Origin of the sequence: Mesorhizobium sp. M0983, from assembly GCF_040318975.1 — a bacterium.
Classification (GTDB): Bacteria; Pseudomonadota; Alphaproteobacteria; order Rhizobiales; family Rhizobiaceae; genus Mesorhizobium.
Window position 1 is genome coordinate 309068 of sequence record NZ_JAMYNH010000006.1, and the last position, 21450, is coordinate 330517.

Here is a 21450-nt window from a genome sequence, read left to right on the forward strand (position 1 = left end):
TGTCCCGCCGGCTTCGCCTACTTCGTCTCGCCCAGCCTCTCCGCCTTGTCGAGATTGTCCTTGCCGATGACGATCGGCGTCAAAAGCACCAGCTTTTCCTTCGGCTCGGTCTTGTCCCTGGCGTAGGCGACCGCGATCTGCACGGCGGTGCGCGACTGCTCGCCGGGGAATTGCTCGACCGTGCCGGCCAGCTTGCCGTCGCGCACAGCGACCAACGCTTCGGGAAGCGCGTCGAAGCCGTAGATCTTGACGTCGGTGAAGTTGCGCGCCGCGCAGGCTTCAACCGCGCCAAGCGCCATGTCGTCATTGGCGCAGATGATCGCGTCGGGCTTGCCGTTGGCGGCAAGGCCGGCCTCGGTGACGGACAGCGCCTCGGCGCGGGCGAAGTTGGCGGTCTGCTCGAAGATGATCTGGTACTTGTCCTTCATGGGATCAAGGACGTTGTGCACACCCTTGTTGCGGTCGATCGCCGGGCCGGCACCGGGCTGGCCCTGCAGATGGAAGATCTTGGCGCCGTTCGGGAACGCCGCCACCATGGCCTGTGCTTCGGCCTCGCCGCCCTTGACATTGTCGGCGCCGACATGGGCGAGGATGCCTTCGACGCCCTCGACGCGGCGGTCGATAGTGACGACGGGAACGCCGGCCTTCACCGCTTCCTCGATGGCTGGGGCCAGCGCGTTGACGTCGAGCGGCGAGATGACGATGGCGTTGACCTTTTGCACCAGTGCCGCCTCGATGTCGGCGGTCTGCTTGGGCGCCGAATTCTGGCCGTCGCTCTCGACCAGGTTGACGCCTTGCGCCTGCGCCTCAGCCTTGATCTGGTTCAGCATGTGCACGAAGAACGGAAAGCCGAGGCTCGGCACCGAACCGAGGATGGTCAGCTTGTCCTGGGCGAAAGCCAATTGCGGAGCGGCCAGCGCCAAGGCGCCCATCGCCGCGGTCGACAGCAGGAATTCACGTCTGTTGATCAATTTAGTCTCCTCCCAGATGAGCGCACGACCCGAAACCGGAATGGGTTTTCCGGAAGGTTCCTTGCGTCGATTCAAAAATGGAGTGTCCTTCGAGCGCCCAACTCGTGTTTGAAGGGACGCAACGGCGCTCCAGCCGGTCCACCGCGACGTTCTCCTCCGCTCGGTGCCTGCCGGCGGATGCTAGCCAAGGCCGGAGCTTTGCGCAAGAACGGGAGAAGGCAAGACCTACCGATCGATCATCACCATGGTGCGCTCGCCGTAGCGCGGACCGGCGACCTTGCCCGGCGCCAGCGCGTCGTCGAGCACCTGCATCTCGGCGGCGTCGAGCCTGATCGAAGCCGCGGCGACGTTCTCCTCGAGATATTTTCTGCGCTTGGTGCCGGGGATCGGCACGATGTCGATGCCGAAGTCGCTCCCCTTGTGGAGCAGCCAGGCCAGCGCGATCTGGCCTGGCTTGACGCGCTTGGCCGCGGCGATGTCGAGTACCGTGGCTGCCGCCTGCATGTTGGCGTCATAGTTGGCGCCCTGGTAGCGCGGATCGCCGCGCCGGTAATCGCCCTCTGGATAGTCTTCGGCGCGCCTGACATCGCCGGCGAGAAAACCGCGGCCGAGCGGCGAGAACGGCACCAGGCCGATGCCGAGCTCCTTCAGCAGGGGAATGATTTCCGGCTCGAGATTGCGCTCCCACAGCGAGTATTCGCTCTGCACTGCCGACACCGGATGCACGGCATGCGCCCGGCGGATATTGGCGGCGCCGGCCTCCGAGAGGCCGAAGAAGCGGACCTTGCCCTGAGCAATCAGCTCGCCGACAGCACCCGCCACCTCCTCGATCGGTACCGCCGGATCGACTCGGTGCTGATAGAGGAGGTCGACGTGGTCGGTGGCTAGCCTCCTCAGCGAACCTTCGACAGCCTCGCGGATATGCTCCGGCCGGCTGTCGCGCTCGGTGCCGACTTGCTTGCCGTTTTCGATGCGAAAGCCGAACTTCGTCGCGATCGTCACCTCATCGCGCCGGCCCTTCAGCGCGCGGCCGAGCAGTTCCTCGTTAGCGTACGGCCCATAGACTTCCGCAGTGTCGAGGAAGGTGCAGCCGAGTTCGATGGCGCGGTGCAGCGTGGCGGTCGATTCCGCCTCGTCGGCCGGGCCGTAGGACTGGCTCATGCCCATGCAGCCGAGGCCGATCATGGAAACCTGCAGCCCCTGGCCACCGAGTTTGCGTGTCGTCAACGTCATGTAAAGTTCTCCAGGTCAGCAGCGCGTTCCAAGCCGCCACGTTCAATATAGCGCGCCGGCTCGGTTTCCACAGAGCGAGAGACGCCGCCGCGCGAGGGTTCGCAGCGGTCGCCAAATTGACAGCCGACCCGCTCTCGGCCATCCTTAGGCATGCCGCCTTGCGGCTTTGTGCGTGAGTAACCAGCATGGCCAGTTCCGTCACCAGCCAGAAATCCAAGCGCGCCGCGGTGCGCGAGGCGCTCGACCGCCACAAGGTCTACATCACCGCGCAGCGTTTTTCCGCCGGCGGCTACAGTGCGCGAGTGCTGGTCGACGGCGAGGCCTATTGGGTCGACGAATTCCGGCTCAGCCAGCTGCAGCAGGGCTTGTCGCCGGCCGAGCTCGAATTGACGCCGGCCACCGACGATTGAGCGGCGTGACTTCCCATCCTTCGTCATCCCAGGGCGGAGCAGGAGCGAAGCGACGTCGCGGAGACCCTGGGATCCATGCCGTGACATTGGAGCGCCGCTGCGATGGGATTTTGATGCTGCGCTCGTTGCTTTTGCCCACCACCTACGCCTAGTCCATGCCAGCTCCTTCGAAGCTCAAGGCCTATCGCGCCAAGCGCGAGTTCACGAGGACGCCGGAACCGGCCGGTGGCCTGGCTGCCGGTGAAGGCAACCGCTTCGTCGTCCACAAGCACCACGCCACCGCCGATCACTATGATTTGCGCCTGCAGGTCGGCGACGTGCTGAAGAGCTGGGCGGTGCCGCGCGGCCCGTCGCTGAACCCGGCCGACAAAAGGCTGGCGGTCGAGACCGAGGACCATCCGCTCGAATATATCGATTTCGAGGGCGTCATTCCCGAAGGCGAATATGGCGGCGGACCGATGATCGTCTGGGACACCGGCGTCTGGGCGCCGATGGACGATGTCGAAAAGAGCCTGCGCACCGGCTCCTTCAAGTTCCGGCTCGCCGGCGAGAAGCTCAATGGCGGCTGGATGCTGACGCGGCTGAAACCGAAGCCCGGCGAGGATGAGGGCAAGAAGAACTGGCTGCTGTTCAAGGAGCGCGATCTCGCCGCCGATGCCACGCTCGACATACTGGAAGCCCGGCCGGAAAGCGTCAAATCCGGCCGTCGTATTGAGGAACTGGTGGCACCGCCGAAGCCTGCCGCCAAACCTGCCAAGCCGGTGGTGCTGAAACCCGGCGCTTTGCCGGGCGCCGTCAAGGCGCCCCCGCCTTCCCGGATCGAGCCGCAGCTGGCGACCTCCGTGGCCAAGCCGCCGGACGGTGAGGATACTGGGGAGGAATGGCTGCACGAGATCAAGTTCGACGGCTACCGCACCATGGCGCACCTGGCCGACGGTGCGGTCAGGCTGATCACCCGCGCCGGCCTCGACTGGACGAAGCGCTATGGCGACCTGCCGCTTGCCTTCGCCAGGCTGCCGTGCCGGGAGGCGATCATCGACGGCGAGGTCGTCGCGCTCGACGCCAAGGGCATCAGCCGCTTTGCCCTTCTGCAGGACGCGCTGGCCGAAGGCGCCGGCAACAAGCTCCACTTCTACGCTTTCGACCTCGTCTATCTCGACGGCTGGGACCTGACAAAAGCGCCGCTTCGGCGGCGCAAGGCGCTGCTTTCGCAACTTCTGTCCGGTCTCGGCGCCAACTCCGCCATCCAGCTCAGCGATCATGTCGAAGGCGACGGCCAGGCGCTCTATGACCAGGCATCCGAGATGGGGCTGGAGGGTGTGGTGTCGAAACGCGCCACGGCGATCTACCAGAGCGGCCGCACCAAAACCTGGACCAAGACCAAGGCGCTCCAGACCGGCGACTTTGTCATCGCTGGCTACACCGTCTCCGACGCGGCCGAGGGACTCGCTGCACTTGGCCTCGGCGAATTCGAAGACGGCGAGCTGCACTATCGCGGCAAGGTCGGCACCGGCTTCGATGCCGCGACCGCAGGCGAATTGCTGGCGCGGCTGGAGCCGTTGCGGGCCGGTGCATCCGCGCCCGAGGGCGTTCCGCGCGAGATCATGCGCGAGATGAACTGGGTGCGGCCGCTGCTTTCGGCGCATATCCATTACGCCAACCGGACCACCGACAATGCGCTGCGCCATGCCGTGTTCCGCGGCCTGCGTGACGTCGGCCTGTCGACGCCGGTTTCGGCCAAGCGCAAGCGGCTGATCGCCGAGGCCGACCTCGCCACAATCTGGGTGACCAACCCGACGCGGCGGCTGTTCGGCAAGACCGGCCCGACCAAGCTCGACATCGCCGTCTATTACGCGCTGGTCGGCGATTTCATGCTGCCGCACATTCTCGGCCGGCCGGTCTCGCTGGTGCGCTGCCCGACCGGCAAGCCGCAGGACTGTTTCTTCCAGCGCCACGCCTTCACCGGCATGCCTTCCTCGGTGGCGACCTTCGAGGCGACGAATTCGGAGGGCGAGACCAAATCCTATCTCTCGGTGGAAGACGCCAAGGGCTATCTGGCTCTGGCGCAGTTCGGCGTCGTCGAGTTCCACACTTGGGGCACCCATCGCACGCGGCTCGACAAGCCGGACCTGATCGTTTTCGACCTCGACCCGGGCGAAGGGATCGCCTGGCGCGAGGTGGTTGAGGCGGCGGTGCACATTAAGGGCGAGCTGGAAGCGCTAGGGCTGGTGCCGTTCGCCAAGACCTCCGGGGGGCACGGCATCCACATCACCGTGCCGGTGACGCAAAAGCAGAACTGGAAGAAACTGCACCAGGCGACCAGCGCCATCTCCACGCATCTTGCCGCCACCGCGCCCGACACTTTCACCACCACCATGGGCAAGGACAACCGCAAGCGGCGCATCTTCATCGATTTTCACCGCAATGCGCGCGGCCACACCTCGGCGGCTCCCTATTCACTGCGCGCCCGCACCAATTTGCCGGCCTCGACGCCGGTCAGCTGGAGCGATCTGGAATCCATCGATGCTCCGCAGGATCTGAATTATTCCTCGCTGCCGGGCCTTCTGGCGACGTCAGGCGACCCTTGGGCCGACATGGAAGATTTCGCCAGGGATTTGCCGGCGATAGGCACCGCGACGTAGTTCTGCGAGCGCGGCCCAGACTCCATCGACGCTCCGGAAAATTTGAATTATTCTTCGCCACGGACCTCTTGCCTGCAGGCGGCTCCCAGCGGAGGAAGATTTCGCTAGGGATTTGCCGGTATTGTAAGGGGCAATGTAGGATTTCGGCAGCCGCATTCGTCCTCCGGACGAAACAGCGCTGCGAACAGTTCGACAGCACAAGGCCGCGTAGGAGTATTTCATGGCGCCCAGGGCAAGTTGGAAAGGTTACCTCAAGCTCAGTCTGGTCAGCTGTCCGGTCCGGCTCTATCCGGCGACCAGTGCCAGCGAGCGCATCAGCTTCAACCAGCTGCACAAGAAGACGCACAACCGCATCAACATGAAGCCGGTCGACCCTGAACTCGGGTTGGTCGAGCGTTCGGACCTGGTCAAGGGCTACGAATACGAGGACAAGCAATACATCATCATCGACGATACCGATCTCGACGCGGTGCGCATCGAATCCAACCATACGATGAACATCGAGGCCTTTGTCGACGAGCGTTCGGTCGACGTCATCTACCAGGACGCGCCCTATTACCTGGCGCCGGATGGCGCAATGGCCGAGGAGACCTTTGCCGTGTTGCGCGAAGCGATGCGCAAATCCGGCAAGCTGGCGATCGCCCGCCTCGTGCTGTCCAGCCGCGAGCGCGTGGTGACGATCGGCGCGCGCGAGAACGGCATGTTCGTCTGCACCTTGAGGAATCCGAACGAAGTGCGTGGCACGGCTGAATATTTCGGCAATATCCCGGCCGGAAACCCCGATCCGGAAATGCTGCAATTGGCCGAAGCGCTGATCAAGCAGAAGGAAACCACCTTCGATCCGAAGAATTACGAGGACCGCTACGAGATCGCGTTGATGACGATGATCCGCGAGAAGCTCAAGGGCCACAAGCCGATCATCGCGGCGGCGCCTGAGCGCGGCAACGTCATCAATCTCATGGATGCGCTGAAGGCGAGCCTGTCGCAATCGGCCAAGCCGCCGGCCAAATCGAAGAGCAAGGCCGATGAAACGGCCAAGCATGCGGCGAAATCCGCCAAGGCCGGCGCTGGCGCGGCCAAGGAAAACCCGCTCAAGGCGAACCTTCTCAAAGCCGTCGGCAAGAGCAAGGCGTGACGGCTCTTGCCGGCACGGTCTTCGGCATCGTCGGCGCGCTGGCGGCCTTTCCGCTCAGGCTGGCGGCGCGCGAGGTCGCGCGCCAGCACGGCCAGTTGCGGCGCGGCGTCACTCGGCGCACCACGCATGTCGTGTTGGGCCGCATGTTGCTCGCCAGGGCCGGCGACATCGAGATCGAGCGCCGCGTCGCTGCGGAACGTGCAGCCGGGCGCAGGCTGGTCAGCGAGAACGGCTTCCTGCGGCTGCTCGGGTTGATGAAGGCACCGGAAGCCTCGACGCTGTCGCGGCAGTCGCTGATCGATCAGTCGCGGCTGACCGGCGCCGATCTCGACCTTTTGTCGCTGTTCGACGCCTTCGAGCATGATTGCGAACCGTATTCCTTCCGCGACCTGATCCTCGCCCGCAAATATGCCGGGCTGGTCGCCGGCGGCGCCTCATGGGGGGCGATCGTGCGGTCGGTGCATCGCTCCGGCCCGATCGCCTCGCTCACCGCCAAATCGCTCAATGTCGGCTCGCAGCACGGGCGGGCCGACGCGATCTATCTCGAGGGCGGCCAGAGCGAAGTCAACGGCCAGCTGCTGTTCGATCTGGGAACGCAGGATGACGACACGCTGGAAGAGCTGTTCGCCGATGCCGAGGCGGCGGAAGAGGCTGAAGACCACGAGCAGGCCGCGGCACTCTACCAGCGCTGCCTAGCCATCGACCCGAGCGATGCCATCGCCGCCTTCAACCGCGCCAACTGCCTGCGCGCCTCCGGCCACGCGGCCGAGGCGGCGCACGACTATGCCCGCGCCATCAAGTGCGACCCGGTGTTCGTCGAGGCATGGTTCAATCTGGCCGGGCTGATGAGCGAAGAGGGGCGGGTGGCGTCGGCTCGGCGGCATCTGCTGAAGGCGATTTCGCTAGATGCGAAGTACGCCGATGCGGTGTTCAACCTTGCGAGGCTGGAGTTCGACGCCGGCAATCTAGCCGAAGCGCGGCGGAACTGGGCGCGCTACCTCGAACTCGACGCGGATTCCGAATGGGCACGTATGGCGGCCAAGGGTATCCAGTTCGTCGATTTGCAGCTGGCGCGGATGTCGGCGGGGTGAGGTAATCCAATGCCTGCGCTTGAACACCCCCCTCTGTCCTGCCGGACATCTCCCCCGCAAGGGGGGAGATCGGCAGCTTCTCCTTACCGCCCGCCTTCCAACGTTGGTGATTGGCGAAAGCGATGGCGACATCCAATCTCCCCCCTTGCGGGGGAGATGTCCGGCGGGACAGAGGGGGGTGCGAAGGAACTCGGCCTTCATCTGCGGGCCACCCCATGACGACCTTCCTCTTCGACGGCCCCGACACCGCCCCAATCACCATCCTGCTCGCCCATGGCGCCGGGGCGCCGATGGATTCGCCCTCGATGACCGCGACGGCAAAAGCGCTGGCCGAGGCTGGCTTCCGCGTTGCGCGCTTCGAGTTCCACTACATGGCGGCCCGCCGCTACGGCCATCGCAAGCCGCCGCCGCGCGCCGAGACGGTGAACCCCGAATACGTCAAGGCAATCGCCGACCTCCGGGCGAAGGGCGTGAAGGGTCCGCTGATCATCGGCGGCAAGTCGATGGGCGGACGCGTCGCTTCGATGATCGCCGAGGAGATGTTTTCGAAGGGCGAGATCTCGGGCCTGCTTTGCCTTGGCTATCCCTTCCATCCGCCGGGCAAACCGACACAGCTTCGGACGAAGCATCTCGCCGATCTGAAGACGCCGACATTGGTCTTCCAGGGCACGCGCGACGAGTTCGGGACCAAAGACGAGGTCGCGACCTATGCTCTGTCCGACGCAATCGAGATCTTCTGGCTGGAAGACGGCGACCATGATCTGAAGCCGCGCAAAAACATCTCCGGCTTCTCCACCGCCGATCATCTGAAGACGCTGGCTGATGCAGTGAAGGCGTGGACCGAACGGATCGTGCGCTGAAGCAGGCCGATGAAGATCGCCACCTTCAACGTCAACAACATCAACGGCCGGCTGCCAAACCTGCTCGCATGGCTGGCCGCCGCCAAACCCGACATCGCCTGCCTGCAGGAGCTCAAGGCCAGGCAGACGCAGTTTCCGCGCACCGCGCTTGCGGCGGCCGGCTACGGGGCGGTGTGGGTCGGGCAGCCGACCTGGAACGGCGTCGCCATCCTTTCGCGTGGCTCGGAGCCGGTGCTGACCCGCGAGGCGCTGCCCGGCGACGACGGCGACCAGCAGGCGCGCTACATCGAAGCGGCGGTCAACGGCATCGTCGTCGCCTGCCTCTACGCGCCGAACGGCAATCCGCAGCCCGGCCCGAAATTCCAGTACAAGCTGGCCTGGCACGAAAGGCTGGAGACGCATGCGGCGCAGTTGCTCGACACCGGCCTGCCGGTGGTGCTGGCCGGCGACTACAACATCGTGCCCGAGCCGCGCGACATCTACCCGACCCGCTCCTATGACGACAACGCGCTGGTGCAGCCGGAAAGCCGGGCATCGTTCCAGCGGCTGCTCGACCAGGGCTGGCTTGATGCGCTGCGCAAGAAGCACCCGACGGAGACGCTCTACACATTCTGGGACTATCGCCGCAATCGCTGGCCGCGCGATGCCGGCCTGCGGCTCGACCATATCTTGCTCAGCAAGAAGCTGTCGCGCCGGCTGGTAGCGGCGGGCATCGACCGCGACGTGCGCGGCGAGGTCGGCGCCAGCGACCACGCGCCGGTCTGGCTGGAGTTGAAGTGAGGCACGAAAGCTGGCGCCGCCTTTCCGGGCGGCAACCAGTCAGGTTGGCCGCGCCGCTTCGCGGGCGAACGCCTCGATCAAAGGGGCGTATCCCTCAAGGTCGGGCTGAGTAGCGAAACTGTAGGTAGCGGCGGTCGAAGCCCAGGGCAGCTTTTCCGAAGTGAAGACTTCGACGAAGGGCACGTACCAATGGTGCTCGTCCAGCATGGTCGCGCGCACGTTGACAAGGAAATCCAGGCCATGCGGACGCGTGAACATCCAGTTCTTGCAGTGCGGGCAATAGAGCTGCCGGTGCGGGCCGTGCAGGCCGCCGACCACCGGCTCGCCTTGCGTTATGGCGAAACCGTCGCTGGGCACGGCGATGGTCAGGGAATACGCGCTGGCGCTCAGCTTCTGGCAGCCGGTACAGTGACACGCCGTCGTCAGCAAGGGCGGCGCGCTGATGCGAAAGCGTATTCCACCGCACAAGCAACCGCCGTCCCAAGGTAGCTTCCAATCGTCCATCGCTGGCCTCGCCTTAGCCTCTGCCAGCGATCTAGCGCGCGACCGCCAAGCTGCAATCTCACCCTTGAGGGTCCCAGAAGAGAGGAGATCGGCAGCTTCACGTCCTTCCCCCAGGAATCGTGAACACCACGTCGGCGCGGCCGTAGCCGCCATCGGCGACCTCTTCGATCAGCACCATCGTGTAGGGGCGCACGCCTTCGCCGAACATCTCGACGAACAGGGCTGTGGTCTTGTGGACGAGGTCCTCCTTCTGTCCGGCGGACAGCGCGCGCTCAGGCACCTTGAAATTTGCAAACGGCATGATGTCGATTTCCTGTTGATTGTTGGAGGTAAAGTCAGACCGTGCCGCCATTGGCGCGCAGCACCTGGCCGTTGACCCAGCCGCTGTCCGGTCCGGCGAGGAACGACACCACGCCGGCGATGTCGGCGGGCTGGCCGAGCCGCCCGAGCGGGATCATCCTGGTGATCGTTTCGACCAGTGCCTCGGACTTGCCGCCGAGGAACAGTTCGGTGGCCACCGGCCCCGGCGCCACGACATTGACGGTGATGCCGCGCGGCCCGAGTTCCTTGGCCAGCACATGGGTCATCGCCTCGACGCCGGCCTTGGTGGCAGCGTAGACACCGTAGGTCGGCTGGTAGAGCCCGACCACGCTGGACGAGAAGCTGATGATGCGGCCGCCCTGGCGCAGCCGCCTTGCGGCCTCGCGCATGCCGCGGAAGACGCCGCCGAGGTTCACCGCGACCTGTTGCTCGAAACCGGCGTCGTCCGTCTGCGCGATCGGCGCGAGCTTCATGATGCCGGCATTGTTGACCAGCACGTCGAGGCCGCCAAAGGCCTGCTCGGCTGCGTCGAACAGATGCGCGACCCCCTTGGGATCACCGACATCGGCTTGAACTGCGATCGCCGTGCCGCCTGCCGCCTCGATCTCGCGCACCACGCCTTCGGCGGCTTCTGCGCCTCTGGCATAGTTGACGACGACCGAAAAGCCGTCGCGTGCCAGGCGCCTGGCAATTTCGGCACCGATACCCTTCGAGGCGCCGGTCACCAACGCCACCTTTCCATTCCGCGCAGTCATGTCAGCTCTCCAATTCTTGTCGGCTGAAAATAGGCGATAAATCCTGCGGGATAATCGCTCGGGACTTGCCAACACCATTCGGATATGGCGAACAATGGCGATGGACAGTCTCGACCGGATGCGCCTGCTTGCCCGTGTGATCGAGCGCGGCAGCTTCACCGCGGCTGCCGCCGATCTCTCGATGTCGCGATCGACCGCCACCGAGGCGATCAAGGACCTAGAGGCGCGGCTGGGGGTGAGGCTGCTCGAACGCACCACGCGCCATGTCACCCCGACGTTGGACGGCCAGGCCTATTACCAGCCCTGCCTCGCCATCCTTGCCGATGTCGAGGATGCCGAGGCCGGCTTTCAATCGGCGCAGCCGCAGGGCCTTTTGAGGATCGACGTGCACGGCTTCATGGCCCGTCATTTCATCCTGCCGCGGCTCTCCGAGTTCCTCGACCGCTACCCCGGGATCGACCTGCATATCGGCGACGGCGACCGGCTGGTCGATCTGGTGCGCGAGGGCATCGACTGCGTGCTGCGTTCCGGCGAACAGGCCGACAGCGGCATGATCGTTCGGCGGGTGGCAACATTGCGCGAAGTCACATGCGCCAGCCCCGCCTATCTCGAAAAGCACGGCATGCCGGCAACCCCCGACGGTCTCGAAGGCCATCTTATGGTCGGCTTCCGCTCGTCGCGAACCGGTGAGGTCATGCCGCTCGAATTCACCGTCGGCGGCGCGTTGCGCTATGTCGGCCTGCCCAACCGGGTGACGGTCAACGGCTCCGACACGATGGCGGAGCTGGCGCGCCTTGGCTTCGGCCTAGTGCAGGCGCCGCATTACCGCTTCGCCGGGGATTTCGCACGCGGCACGCTTGTCGAAGTGCTGCCGGAGTACCCGCCGTCGCCGACACCGCTGTCGGCGCTCTACCCGCAGAACCGCCAGCTCGCGCCGCGGGTACGCGTGTTCATCGACTGGGTGACCGGGATTTTTGGCGAGGATGGGACATCGGGCCGGGTGTGAAATGCACCGGGGCCGCCGGGCTACTTTGCGAAGGGCCGCGATACTTCACGCCCCCCTCTGTCCTGCCGGACATCTCCCCCACGAGGGGGGAGATCGGCGGCTTCAACGGCGGCGCCGAGCATCCTTGACCCACCTACCACCCACGCTATGCTCGCATCCATGTCAGGGACCAGCCCCGCGGCCACCGCACCGCTCATCGTGATCGACCTTCAGACCGGCATGTTCGACGGCGTTGCCGAGCCGCCGATTCATGATGCCGACGGCGTGGTTGCCCGCAGCCGCGCGGTGATCGAGTGGGCACGGCGCAACGGGCGCAAAGTCGCCTTCGTCCGGCATGATGGGCCGCAGGGCGATCCTCTGGCGCCGGGTGAGCCGGGCTGGCCGGTGTGGCCGGCGCTCGGCCAGGCCGAGGACGAGCCGACTTTCGCCAAGCGTGTCGGCGATGCGTTCAGCAATGCAGCCCTTGCAGAATGGGTGGCCGGGCAGGGCGCCGGCGAGGTCGTTCTCATCGGCGCGCAGACCGATTTCTGCGTGGCGGCCACGGTGAAGGGCGCCTTTGCAGCGGGCCTGGGCGTCACCGTGGTTTCCGACGCCCACAGCACGCTCGACGCCGCCAGCGAGACGGCCGCGGAGATCATCGCCCGGCACAATGCGGCATTTGCCGCCACCGGGGTTAAACTGGTGACGACAAAAGCCCTGACCGATAGCTGATCCGCCGGCTCATCCCTACGCCGTCAAAGCCTGATCCAGCCGGGAAGAAACTGGCGGGTTCAGACAATTTGGCGCGGGGCACCTCACCACTTGCGGGCTTCCGCAAGCGCGGCCTATCGCGTATTGGCGCGGGAACGCTCCTTTGGCCTTTCCCGGAAAACCATGATTCGTCTCGAAAGCATCAGCAAGCAGAACGGCCGGCAGATCGTCTTCATCGAAGCCTCCGCCGCGTTGCAGAAGGGCGAGAAGGTCGGGCTGGTCGGGCCTAACGGCGCCGGCAAGACGACGCTGTTTCGCATGATCAACGGCGAGGAGCAGCCCGACGAGGGCCAGGTCTCGGTCGATCGCGGCGTCACCATCGGCTATTTCAGCCAGGATGTCGGCGACATGGAAGGCCGCAGCGCCGTTGCCGAAGTGATGGACGGCGCCGGGCCGGTGAGCGAAGTGGCGGCCGAGATGCGCGAGCTCGAGCACGCCATGGGCGACCCCGGTCGCGCCGGTGAGATGGACGAGATCATCGCCCGCTACGGCGAGGCGCAGCACCGCTTCGAGGAGCTCGACGGCTATGCGCTGGATGGGCGGGCTCGCGAGGTGCTGGACGGGCTCGGCTTCAGCCAGGAGATGATGGACGGCGACGTCGGGAAACTCTCCGGCGGCTGGAAGATGCGCGTCGCGCTGGCCAGGATACTTTTGATGCGGCCCGACGCCATGCTGCTCGACGAGCCGAGCAACCATCTCGACCTGGAAAGCCTGATCTGGCTGGAGCAGTTCCTGAAGAACTATGACGGCGCGCTGCTGATGACCTCGCACGACCGCGAGTTCATGAACCGCATCGTCAACAAGGTGGTCGAGATCGACGGCGGTTCGCTGACCGCTTACTCCGGCAACTACGAATTCTACCAGCAGCAGCGGGCGATTGCCGATCGGCAGCAGCAGGCGCAGTTCGAGCGCCAGCAGGCGATGCTGGCCAAGGAGATCGCCTTCATCGAGCGCTTCAAGGCACGTGCCTCGCATGCAGCCCAGGTGCAGAGCCGGGTGAAGAAGCTGGACAAGATCGACCGGGTCGAGCCGCCCAAGCGGCGCCAGAAAGTGTCGTTCGATTTCCAGCCGGCGCCGCGCTGCGGCGAGGACGTGGTGACGCTGAAGAACGTGCACAAGGGCTATGGCAGCCGCTCGATCTACGAGGGATTGGATTTTCAGGTGCGCCGCCGCGAGCGCTGGTGCATCATGGGCGTCAACGGCGCCGGCAAGTCGACGCTGCTGAAGCTGGTGGCTGGCGCTTCCGAGCCGGACAATGGCACTGTGGCGCGCGGCCCGAGCGTCAAGATGGGCTATTTCGCCCAGCACGCCATGGAAGTGCTGGAGGGCGAGCGCACCGTGTTCCAGACGCTGGAAGACGCGTTTCCGCAGGCCGGCCAGGCGCCGCTCAGGGCGCTGGCCGGCTGCTTCGGCTTTTCCGGCGACGAGATCGAGAAGAAATGCCGCGTGCTGTCGGGCGGCGAGAAGGCACGGCTGGTGATGGCACTGATGCTGTTCGACCCGCCCAATTTGCTGGTGCTGGACGAGCCGACCAACCACCTCGACATCGCCACCAAGGAGATGCTGATCACGGCACTGTCGCAGTACGAGGGGACCATGCTGTTCGTCTCGCATGATCGCCATTTCCTGGCGGCGCTGTCGAATCGCGTTCTGGAACTGACACCCGAGGGGATTCATACCTATGGCGGCGGCTATACGGAGTATGTCGAGCGCACCGGGCAGGAGGCGCCGGGGTTGAGGAGCTGAGGCGCGGACCCAGCTGCCGCTCGATTCCGGAGGCTAAGCACGAGCTGTTCAGCCGTGTATCGCAATTTCGCGCAGCGGATCGCCGCCGTCGATGAACAGCCGGCCTTGCGCGGTCAACACAGCGCCGAGCCGTTGCAGGGCGACTTTTCCCGCTTCGGGATGACGACCGTCCAGCGCGCCGACGCGCACCGCAACGGCAATGTCGAAGCGCTTCTCGTCGGCCTCCAACTCGAAATCTTCGATCGCGACCTGGCGAAGACTCAACCGGCCTGCCGCAATCTCGGCGCGCGAGGCGGCTCCGGCCTGTGCGATGGCCTTGGCGGAGCGATCGATCGCCAGCACATGCCCGCCGCCGATCCGGCGCGCGATCTCGCGCGCCGCAGCACCTGGTCCGCAGCCGATCTCCAGCACGCGCATGCCCGGCCGCAAAGGCAGCGCGTTGATGATCGCCAAAAGCCTTGGCGACAAGTCGTTCGCCATTCCCTGTTCTCCAGCTTTTTCGCGATCCGAGATTAGCGACCGCGGCCGGCGACGGGAAGAGACGCGGACATCGCCGATGCATTCACCCAGCTGCCGGGTCGAGGAGGGACATGATCAACATCGAAGAGAACTGGTCGGTCGCCTCAATTGCGGCGGCCGAGCGGCCCGGCGTCGTTGACCTGAGGGGTAGGGAGGGACTGGCGCCGAGCCTAACCGGTGGGGGGTAGATTACCGGCCGTTTATGTGTATACGCTCAAGCTAATATAAGAGCAAGCTAATGTTATGCGTCAGCGGGCGGGACGTTGGTTTCTGATCAGTGGACGGCCGCCGCCTCCTGGCCGCGCACTCCAACCGGCCCAACACCGCTTATTGCCTTCAAGTCGTGGCTCCAATGCTGTACCCAGCCCGAATTCAAGGAGCCTCCATGACCTCACATCCCGACATCCCCGACGCCAGCATGGCCGTCGATGCGGCCGGCATGACAGCCGATGACGAGCGTGCCGACGAGGCGGATGCCGCATGGCAGGACGATGTTCGCGAGGGCGTGCGGCACATAGGCGATCTGGATTCCCTGCCGCTGTCGCCTGCCGAGCGCGCGGCGGCCGAAGCCGCGGCCATGCGTCACAAGGTTCGCATTCCCAAGGCCTATCTCGACCTGATCGACTGGAGCGACCCGGCCGATCCGATACGGCTTCAGGTCATCCCGTCGCCCAATGAACTGACGGAGCAGGAGGGCGAGCTCGACGATCCGATCGCCGACCACGCCTTCAGTCCGGTGCCGAGATTGACGCATCGCCATGCCGACCGGGTTCTGCTGTTCCCGACCTATCAATGCGCGGTCTATTGCCGGTTCTGCTTTCGCAAGGAGTCGCTGACCTCGATCGGCCGGGGTTTTTCGCGCGAGGCGCTGGAGCCGGCGTTCGCCTACATCGAGTCCCATCCGGAAATCCGCGAGGTGATTCTGACCGGCGGCGATCCGCTCTCCCTGCCGGACAAGGCGCTGACGGAAATCCGCGCCCGCGTCGAGGCGATCCAGCATGTGCGGCTGTTGCGCATCCACACCCGCGTGCCCGTGGCGCTGCCCTCGCGCGTCACCGGCGGGCTGGTTCAAGCCTTGCAGGGCCGGCTGATGGTCACGGTCGTCACCCATTTCAACCATCCGCGCGAGATCACCGAGGCGACCGAGCGGGCCTGCCGTACTTTAAGGCAGGGCGGCTTCGTGCTGCTGAACCAGAGCGTTCTGCTGAAAGGCGTGAACGACACGGTCGAGGTGCTGGAAGAGCTGTGCCGCGAGCTGATGTACCGCCTTGGCGTCAAACCCTATTACCTGCACCACGGCGATCTCGCGCGCGGCATGGCGCACCGGCGCACCACGATCGCCGAGGGCCAGGCGCTGGTCAGCGCCTTGCGTGCGCGCCTGTCGGGCATCTGCAACCCCGTCTATGTGCTGGACCTGCCGGACGGCGGAGGGAAAGTGCCGCTCGGCCGGTCCTATCTCGAGGCGCGGGACGGGGAGACGTGGCAGATACGTGGGCTTGATGGGGTTGTGAGGGCGTACAGGGAGGTTGCTGGGGAGTAGGGGACGCGCAGCCACCGAACCGTCGAGGTCGCGTTCAGCTTATGTAGTAATGTCCCATATAGATATCATGGTCTAGACAGGACATGTTCGGTTCTGGGAATGTGCATTGGACGTTCCGCTAGTTTAGTCAACTAATATATATCGCCCAACTCATATCGTCGGTTTTGGGCTAGCGGGAAAACCTGCCTCCTGCTTGTACGACGGTGCCTGAGGCCACACTTTACAACCGGCTGGCAAAGCTCCCTTTTGTTGATGTCAGCCTAAATCCGGCTGGTGTTTCGATGCGGCGTTGAGGCTATAAAGCCGTTCAACCGGGCGGCCTTGAGATGCATTTCGGTCGGTCGAGAGGGGGTATGGTGATCGACGGAACGCCAAACGTGATTCTGCTGATCGGCAGCGCCCCCGATGTGGTGCGCTGCGCGGCCTGGCCCAAGCAGGCCTTCGGCAAGATCGTCGCCATCAACAATGCCTGGCGCGTGCGCCCCGACTGGGATTTCCTCGTCCATGCCGGCGATTTCCCGGCGGAGCGGATGCCGCAAGGCGATCCCCTGCAGCAGGCGCAGATCTTCAGCGCCTCGCATTACGTTCCGGCGCAAAACAGCTTTGGCGGCTTCGTCTATGCCGGCGGCACCATGTCGATGACGGCGGCCTACTGGACGATCCACAGCCAGAAGCCCGACGTGCTGGCATTCCTTGGCTGCGACATGATCTACGACCAGCCCGGCAACACGCATTTTTACGGCGTCGGCCGCGCCGACCCTTTGCGCAACGACGTCACGCTGCGCAACCTCGAGGCGAAGTCGGCCCGCCTGCTCATCCATGCGCTCCGGCGCGGGTGCCTGTGCGTCAACCTATCCGACCTGCCGCGCAGCCGGCTGATCTTCCCGCGGCTGACGCTCGACGAGCTCGGCGCGCTGTCTTCCTCGCAGCTTTCGGAAATGAAGGCGGAGATGCTTGCCGGCCTGCAACTCGATCAGGCGGAGGAGGCCGACAGGATCGAGAAGGAACTCGGCTATTTCTTCGAGGACGGCATGTACTGGAAGCACCTCGACAAGCTCGACGAGAAATTCCTGGCCGATATCGACCGGCTGTGGATGGCGGCGGTGGAGGCGAGCCAGCCGAAGCTGCCAATCTCCCCCACGAGGGGGAGATCGGCGTGGCATCCGCTTAGCTTTTGGCCGCCTCGAGCTTGTCTTGCGTCTTCGTCTCGAAATCGCTGGCGTCATGGCGCTCGTGCAGCTGCATCGAAGGCTCGCCGAAGGTGCGATTGACCATGCGGCCGCGCTTGATCGCCGGCCGGGCGTCGATGGCGTCGGCCCAGCGCTGCACGTTCTTGTACTCTTCCACCTGCAGGAACTCGCCGGAATCATCATACATGCGGCCCTTGGCCAGGCCGCCATACCAGGGCCACACCGCGATGTCGGCAATCGTGTAGTCGCTGCCGCCTAAATACTCGCTTTCGGCCAGGCGCCGGTCAAGCACGTCCATCTGCCGCTTGGTCTCCATGGCGAAGCGGTCGATGGCATATTCGATCTTCATCGGCGCATAGGCATAGAAATGGCCGAAGCCGCCGCCGAGATAGGGCGCCGACCCCATCTGCCAGAACAGCCATGACAGGGTTTCGGCACGAGCCGGCTGCTCTGTCGGCAGGAATTCGCCGAATTTTTCGGCGAGATAGAGCAGGATCGAACCGGATTCGAAGATGCGGATCGGCTTTTCGCCGCTGCGGTCCATCATGGCCGGGATCTTGGAGTTGGGGTTGACCTCGACGAAGCCGCTGCCGAACTGGTCGCCGTCATTGATCCTGATCGGCCAGGCGTCGTATTCGGCGCCGCTGTGGCCGAGCGCCAGAAGCTCCTCCAGCATGATCGTCACCTTGACGCCGTTCGGCGTCGCCAGCGAATAAAGCTGCAGCGGATGCTTGCCGACCGGCAGTTCCTTGTCATGCGTCGGGCCGGCGATCGGCCGGTTGATGCTGGCGAAAGCGCCGCCATTTGGCTTGTTCCAGGTCCAGACTTTTGGCGGCGTATATTGGTCCGTTGTGTAGTCGTTCATGTCGGGAGGCCTTTGGATTGGAAGGATTGGGGATTGGAAGGATTGGGGAGGATCTCAGGGTATCAACTTGGGTGATGGAGGAGGAACTTTGCATAGGACAGCTTCGGATAGCCGTAGGTACAGATAGGGCGGCCGGCGCTGTTGCAAAACCCCGGCGCCAACGGCGAGGCGCCGGTCCACACCAAAGCCGGCGCCGCCTCTTGCGCCTGGTCACCTGCGCCATACCTATAGCCCATATCGGCCTGCGAACCTCATATCAGCCTGCGAACATTGCCAGGAACCAAAGCATGAATATCGAGCCCCTTTTGCGATCCATCGTGGCCGTCCGCGCCACCGTCCCCGAAGACGCCTTCACGGCAGACGCGCTGGGCACCCGCCGCGAAGGCAGCGGCGTGGTCATCCGCGGCGACGGCTTGGTGCTCACCATCGGCTATCTCATCACCGAGGCCGAGGAGGTCTGGCTGGCCGACCAGGACGGCCGCGTGGTGCCCGCCCATGCGCTTGCCTACGACCAGGAATCGGGCTTCGGCCTGGTGCAGGCGCTGGCGCCGCTCGGACTGCCCGCCATTGCGCTCGGTGATGCGTCCAGGGCGAAGATCGGCGATCCCGTCGTGCTCGCCGACGGCGTCGGCCGCTCGGTGCGGGCGCAGATCGTCACCAAACAGGAATTCGCCGGCTATTGGGAATATCTGCTCGACGAAGCGATCTTCACGGCGCCGGCCCACCCCTCATGGGGCGGCGCCGGCCTCATCGGCGCGGATGGCAGGCTGCTCGGCATCGGTTCGCTGCGCCTGCAGATGAGCCGCAACGGTGAGGTCGCCGACATCAACATGGTGGTGCCGATCGATCTGCTGCCGCCTATCCTCGACGATCTCCTGACGCGCGGCCAGGTCGCCAGGCCGCCGCGGCCGTGGCTCGGCGCCTTCTCGGCCGAGAGCGACGGCAAGGTCGTGGTGATGAGCGTCGCCGAGGGCGGCCCGGCCGCCCAGGCGGGCCTACGCCAGGGCGACGTCATCTCGGATGTCCGCGACGCGGCGGTCGACGGGCTCGCCGATTTTTATCGCAAGCTGTGGAAGAGCGGCCCGGCGGGCGCCGAGATCCCGATCCGCGTGCTGCGCGACGGCCGCGAAACCTGGCTGCGCGTCAAATCCGCCGATCGCAACAGCCTGCTGTGGAAGCCGCCGCTGCAGTGAGGCAACCGAAACCTCTCACGCTCCGCAAGCGCTGAAGCCAGTGCCTGGGGTCCACTCCGCGAACGGGATGACCTTGCCTTCGACCGATACGGTCGCGTGCCTGGTGGTGCCGTCCGCCAGCTTCTTGCTGCTTTTGCCCTTGCCGGTCAGCACATTGTAGTCGCAGTCGCCGGCAACATTGTCGTCCATGTAATCCCAATATTCGTAGGCGAAACCGGCGACGACGAACGTGCCGTTGCGCCAGGCGAGCGTCAGCGTCTTGTTGGTCCGCTCGCTGCCGATCTCCATCGCCGGAATATAGAGCTTGATCGAGCCGTTGGGGAGCGCGGTGAGTTCGGGCTCGGCGTCGGATGTGGCGGGGCCTGGCCGGTCGTAGTCCTTCCATTCCGCGTAAATCTGTTCATGCACGACCCCGGCAGGCCTGAGAAAATTGCCGTCGCGGTCCCTGAGGAACAAATGCAGGTCCATGGAATAGCCGGGCTCGGTCTCGACGATCATCGCCAGATCGGCGGCGCCATCGCCGTTCCAGTCGCCGGTCGCCGCCGTGATGATCTTCTGGGTCTCGATCGGCTCCGCCAGGGCGGCGGCCGGCAGCAACAGGACCAGACCGAATATTGTCGATCGCATGTAAATCCCCCGAGCTTGGGCAGGCCTGAGACGCACGCGATTCTCAGGAGGCCCGGCTCTGCCGCGTCTCGGAACGGCTCGTCTCGTTGAGCAGCCGGCAGAGCGAAACCGCTTCACGACGGCTCAGGCCGATCAGCGCGATCTGCGAAAATTGCGCCGGCAGATCGTGAACGATGTCCCACACCATCCATCGTCCGTTCGGCTCCAAGACACATTCGTAGCGCAATAGTTGTTCCTGCATCCGACCCCCCGGCTTTGCTCACCGGACTGGTACAGTGTCGAGGTAAATGAGTTGTTGCGCCGCGAGAGTATTCCACGGCTATCAAAACCAGGCGTTGAATCCCGCAGCGGCGAGCCTGACACACAGCAGGCCGCCCGGCGGGGCGGATCTCGACAAGGCGGCAGGGCAGGGACGCTTCTGGCGTGAGCGGCGCCGGCCGCCAACGTGGATCAGGCGTTGCGGCTCGCCATATGCGCGTCGAGCTTCCTCCTCGAGGGGCCGTAGCGCTTGATAATGGTCGCGGCCTCGCTTTGCGGTATGCCGTATTTGCGGGCAAACGCAGCGACCTCGTATGGCTCTTCGCCGGAGACCAGTTTGCGATCCTGCTTGGTCTTGGATTTGTCGTCGGCCATGGCGTCCTCCATCACATCTGGTCGTTATAGGGCTCCTTGGTCCGGCCGACCATCCTGGCCAGTTCGGCAAAGGACGGCACGCCGGTTTCGCCCTGGGCATTGTTGGCCGCCTGCAGCAGCCTGAGCGGAAAGCAGACGGCGTCGCGGTTGGACGGCGACATGTCTTCATAGAGACGCTCGTCGCTGGTCATCGCCGCCTCGGCCCGGCGCAACGCCATGTCGACTTCGTCGACCGATAACAGGCCCTTGTGGACCAGCGCGTTGTTGACGGCCGCGATTGCCATCATCAGTCCTTCGAGCTGGAGATTGGCGACGTTCATCGTCTTGCGTCCTTGCCGGGCTTCTTGACGGTAGCCTTGCCGTCTGGACGGATCGCTGCGCGCGGCGGGTTCTGGCCCTCCGAATGCCGGGTCTTGTCGTCGAAATCGTCAGCCGGCCTGGTCAATCCCATGCCGCCGGGAGGTGGCTTGTTGCCGGCCGCATCCTGCGAGAATTCGTCGGCCGCGTCGGGGCTCGTCTTTGCCGGATATTTCCTCGCTCCGGTCTCGTAGCGGTTCTGGTCGTCGGCCATGTCCTGTGCTCCGGTTGCAATGAGCAGATAACTTTCATGCGACGGCAGCGGTTCCGTGGCGAAATCGACCTTGCCGGTGCCGCAGCCTTAGCAATCTGTCGGGTTTTC

Annotated in this window: 24 protein-coding genes; 12 read left to right on the forward strand and 12 right to left on the reverse strand. The window is 64.8% G+C overall.

Annotation, left to right across the window (positions count from 1 at the left end):
- Positions 1-17 precede the first annotated feature (17 nt).
- Positions 18-968, reverse strand: coding sequence for a substrate-binding domain-containing protein (locus NKH71_RS14630; RefSeq protein WP_023718110.1), 951 nt, complete (start codon positions 966-968; stop codon positions 18-20).
- Between the two features lie 228 nt (positions 969-1196).
- On the reverse strand, positions 1197-2204 hold the full coding sequence (locus NKH71_RS14635) for an aldo/keto reductase (protein ID WP_352788718.1): 1008 nt from the start codon (positions 2202-2204) through the stop codon (positions 1197-1199).
- A 185-nt stretch (positions 2205-2389) separates the two neighbouring features.
- Between NKH71_RS14635 and NKH71_RS14640 the strand changes: the two genes are divergently transcribed.
- The 6 genes from NKH71_RS14640 (at position 2390) to NKH71_RS14665 (ending at position 9122) form a co-directional block, all read left to right on the forward strand.
- A complete protein-coding gene (locus tag NKH71_RS14640) occupies positions 2390-2614 on the forward strand; it encodes a hypothetical protein (RefSeq protein WP_352589668.1) in 225 nt (74 codons plus the stop codon).
- A gap of 155 nt (positions 2615-2769) precedes the next feature.
- Positions 2770-5256 (forward strand): DNA ligase D, encoded by a 2487-nt coding sequence (gene ligD, locus NKH71_RS14645; RefSeq protein ID WP_352788715.1) that lies wholly within the window; start codon positions 2770-2772, stop codon positions 5254-5256.
- A gap of 220 nt (positions 5257-5476) precedes the next feature.
- On the forward strand, positions 5477-6391 hold the full coding sequence (gene ku / locus NKH71_RS14650; protein WP_352788712.1) for a non-homologous end joining protein Ku: 915 nt from the start codon (positions 5477-5479) through the stop codon (positions 6389-6391).
- The gene (locus NKH71_RS14655) at positions 6388-7482 is read left to right on the forward strand and encodes a tetratricopeptide repeat protein (protein ID WP_352481636.1); all 1095 of its coding nucleotides are present in this window, start codon (positions 6388-6390) and stop codon (positions 7480-7482) included. Before ku ends, NKH71_RS14655 begins: the two co-directional genes overlap by 4 nt.
- 215 nt (positions 7483-7697) lie before the next feature.
- A complete protein-coding gene (locus tag NKH71_RS14660; protein WP_352496061.1) occupies positions 7698-8342 on the forward strand; it encodes an alpha/beta hydrolase family protein in 645 nt (214 codons plus the stop codon).
- Positions 8343-8351: 9 nt separating this feature from the next.
- Positions 8352-9122 carry an exodeoxyribonuclease III gene (locus tag NKH71_RS14665; RefSeq protein ID WP_352496062.1) on the forward strand — a complete coding sequence of 257 codons (771 nt, stop codon included), beginning with the start codon at positions 8352-8354 and terminating at the stop codon, positions 9120-9122.
- Between the two features lie 39 nt (positions 9123-9161).
- Here the strand turns inward: NKH71_RS14665 and NKH71_RS14670 are convergent, their stop codons facing one another.
- The 3 genes from NKH71_RS14670 to NKH71_RS14680 all read right to left on the reverse strand — a co-directional run bounded on the left by NKH71_RS14670 (position 9162) and on the right by NKH71_RS14680 (position 10702).
- The gene (locus NKH71_RS14670; RefSeq protein ID WP_352481634.1) at positions 9162-9626 is read right to left on the reverse strand and encodes a GFA family protein; all 465 of its coding nucleotides are present in this window, start codon (positions 9624-9626) and stop codon (positions 9162-9164) included.
- Positions 9627-9723: 97 nt separating this feature from the next.
- A complete protein-coding gene (locus tag NKH71_RS14675) occupies positions 9724-9927 on the reverse strand; it encodes a tautomerase family protein (protein WP_292656388.1) in 204 nt (67 codons plus the stop codon).
- A gap of 34 nt (positions 9928-9961) precedes the next feature.
- Positions 9962-10702, reverse strand: a complete 741-nt coding sequence (locus tag NKH71_RS14680; protein WP_352643618.1) for an SDR family oxidoreductase — start codon at positions 10700-10702, stop codon at positions 9962-9964.
- Positions 10703-10802: 100 nt separating this feature from the next.
- Between NKH71_RS14680 and NKH71_RS14685 the strand changes: the two genes are divergently transcribed.
- The 3 genes from NKH71_RS14685 to NKH71_RS14695 all read left to right on the forward strand — a co-directional run bounded on the left by NKH71_RS14685 (position 10803) and on the right by NKH71_RS14695 (position 14204).
- Positions 10803-11708 carry a LysR family transcriptional regulator gene (locus NKH71_RS14685; RefSeq protein ID WP_352895139.1) on the forward strand — a complete coding sequence of 302 codons (906 nt, stop codon included), beginning with the start codon at positions 10803-10805 and terminating at the stop codon, positions 11706-11708.
- Positions 11709-11867: 159 nt separating this feature from the next.
- Positions 11868-12419 carry an isochorismatase family protein gene (locus NKH71_RS14690; protein WP_352788707.1) on the forward strand — a complete coding sequence of 184 codons (552 nt, stop codon included), beginning with the start codon at positions 11868-11870 and terminating at the stop codon, positions 12417-12419.
- A gap of 162 nt (positions 12420-12581) precedes the next feature.
- A complete protein-coding gene (locus NKH71_RS14695; protein WP_352788706.1) occupies positions 12582-14204 on the forward strand; it encodes an ABC-F family ATP-binding cassette domain-containing protein in 1623 nt (540 codons plus the stop codon).
- Positions 14205-14252: 48 nt separating this feature from the next.
- On the opposite strand, the gene NKH71_RS14700 is transcribed toward NKH71_RS14695, so the two are convergent.
- A complete protein-coding gene (locus tag NKH71_RS14700; RefSeq protein WP_352788704.1) occupies positions 14253-14684 on the reverse strand; it encodes an SAM-dependent methyltransferase in 432 nt (143 codons plus the stop codon).
- A 424-nt stretch (positions 14685-15108) separates the two neighbouring features.
- Here NKH71_RS14700 and NKH71_RS14705 point away from each other — a divergent pair, with 424 nt between their 5' ends.
- Both NKH71_RS14705 and NKH71_RS14710 read left to right on the forward strand, forming a co-directional pair.
- On the forward strand, positions 15109-16263 hold the full coding sequence (locus tag NKH71_RS14705) for a KamA family radical SAM protein (RefSeq protein WP_502896979.1): 1155 nt from the start codon (positions 15109-15111) through the stop codon (positions 16261-16263).
- 377 nt (positions 16264-16640) lie between these two features.
- Positions 16641-17534, forward strand: coding sequence for a hypothetical protein (locus NKH71_RS14710; protein WP_352788702.1), 894 nt, complete (start codon positions 16641-16643; stop codon positions 17532-17534).
- Here NKH71_RS14710 and yghU read toward each other — a convergent pair.
- A complete protein-coding gene (yghU, locus tag NKH71_RS14715) occupies positions 17431-18318 on the reverse strand; it encodes a glutathione-dependent disulfide-bond oxidoreductase (RefSeq protein WP_352788700.1) in 888 nt (295 codons plus the stop codon). The genes NKH71_RS14710 and yghU overlap by 104 nt on opposite strands.
- 287 nt (positions 18319-18605) lie before the next feature.
- Here yghU and NKH71_RS14720 point away from each other — a divergent pair, with 287 nt between their 5' ends.
- Positions 18606-19511: a S1C family serine protease gene (locus NKH71_RS14720; RefSeq protein WP_023718127.1), complete on the forward strand. Its 906-nt coding sequence runs from the start codon at positions 18606-18608 to the stop codon at positions 19509-19511.
- A gap of 15 nt (positions 19512-19526) precedes the next feature.
- On the opposite strand, the gene NKH71_RS14725 is transcribed toward NKH71_RS14720, so the two are convergent.
- From NKH71_RS14725 to NKH71_RS14745, 5 genes are all read right to left on the reverse strand, one after another.
- Positions 19527-20138 (reverse strand): hypothetical protein, encoded by a 612-nt coding sequence (locus tag NKH71_RS14725; RefSeq protein ID WP_023718128.1) that lies wholly within the window; start codon positions 20136-20138, stop codon positions 19527-19529.
- Positions 20139-20181: 43 nt separating this feature from the next.
- On the reverse strand, positions 20182-20379 hold the full coding sequence (locus tag NKH71_RS14730) for a hypothetical protein (RefSeq protein WP_031193725.1): 198 nt from the start codon (positions 20377-20379) through the stop codon (positions 20182-20184).
- Between the two features lie 209 nt (positions 20380-20588).
- Entirely contained in the window at positions 20589-20771 is a 183-nt protein-coding gene (locus NKH71_RS14735; protein ID WP_023675702.1) for a DUF3606 domain-containing protein, read from the reverse strand.
- 11 nt (positions 20772-20782) lie between these two features.
- On the reverse strand, positions 20783-21091 hold the full coding sequence (locus tag NKH71_RS14740; RefSeq protein ID WP_023675703.1) for a hypothetical protein: 309 nt from the start codon (positions 21089-21091) through the stop codon (positions 20783-20785).
- Positions 21088-21342, reverse strand: a complete 255-nt coding sequence (locus NKH71_RS14745; RefSeq protein ID WP_023718130.1) for a hypothetical protein — start codon at positions 21340-21342, stop codon at positions 21088-21090. Before NKH71_RS14745 ends, NKH71_RS14740 begins: the two co-directional genes overlap by 4 nt.
- Positions 21343-21450 lie beyond the last annotated feature (108 nt).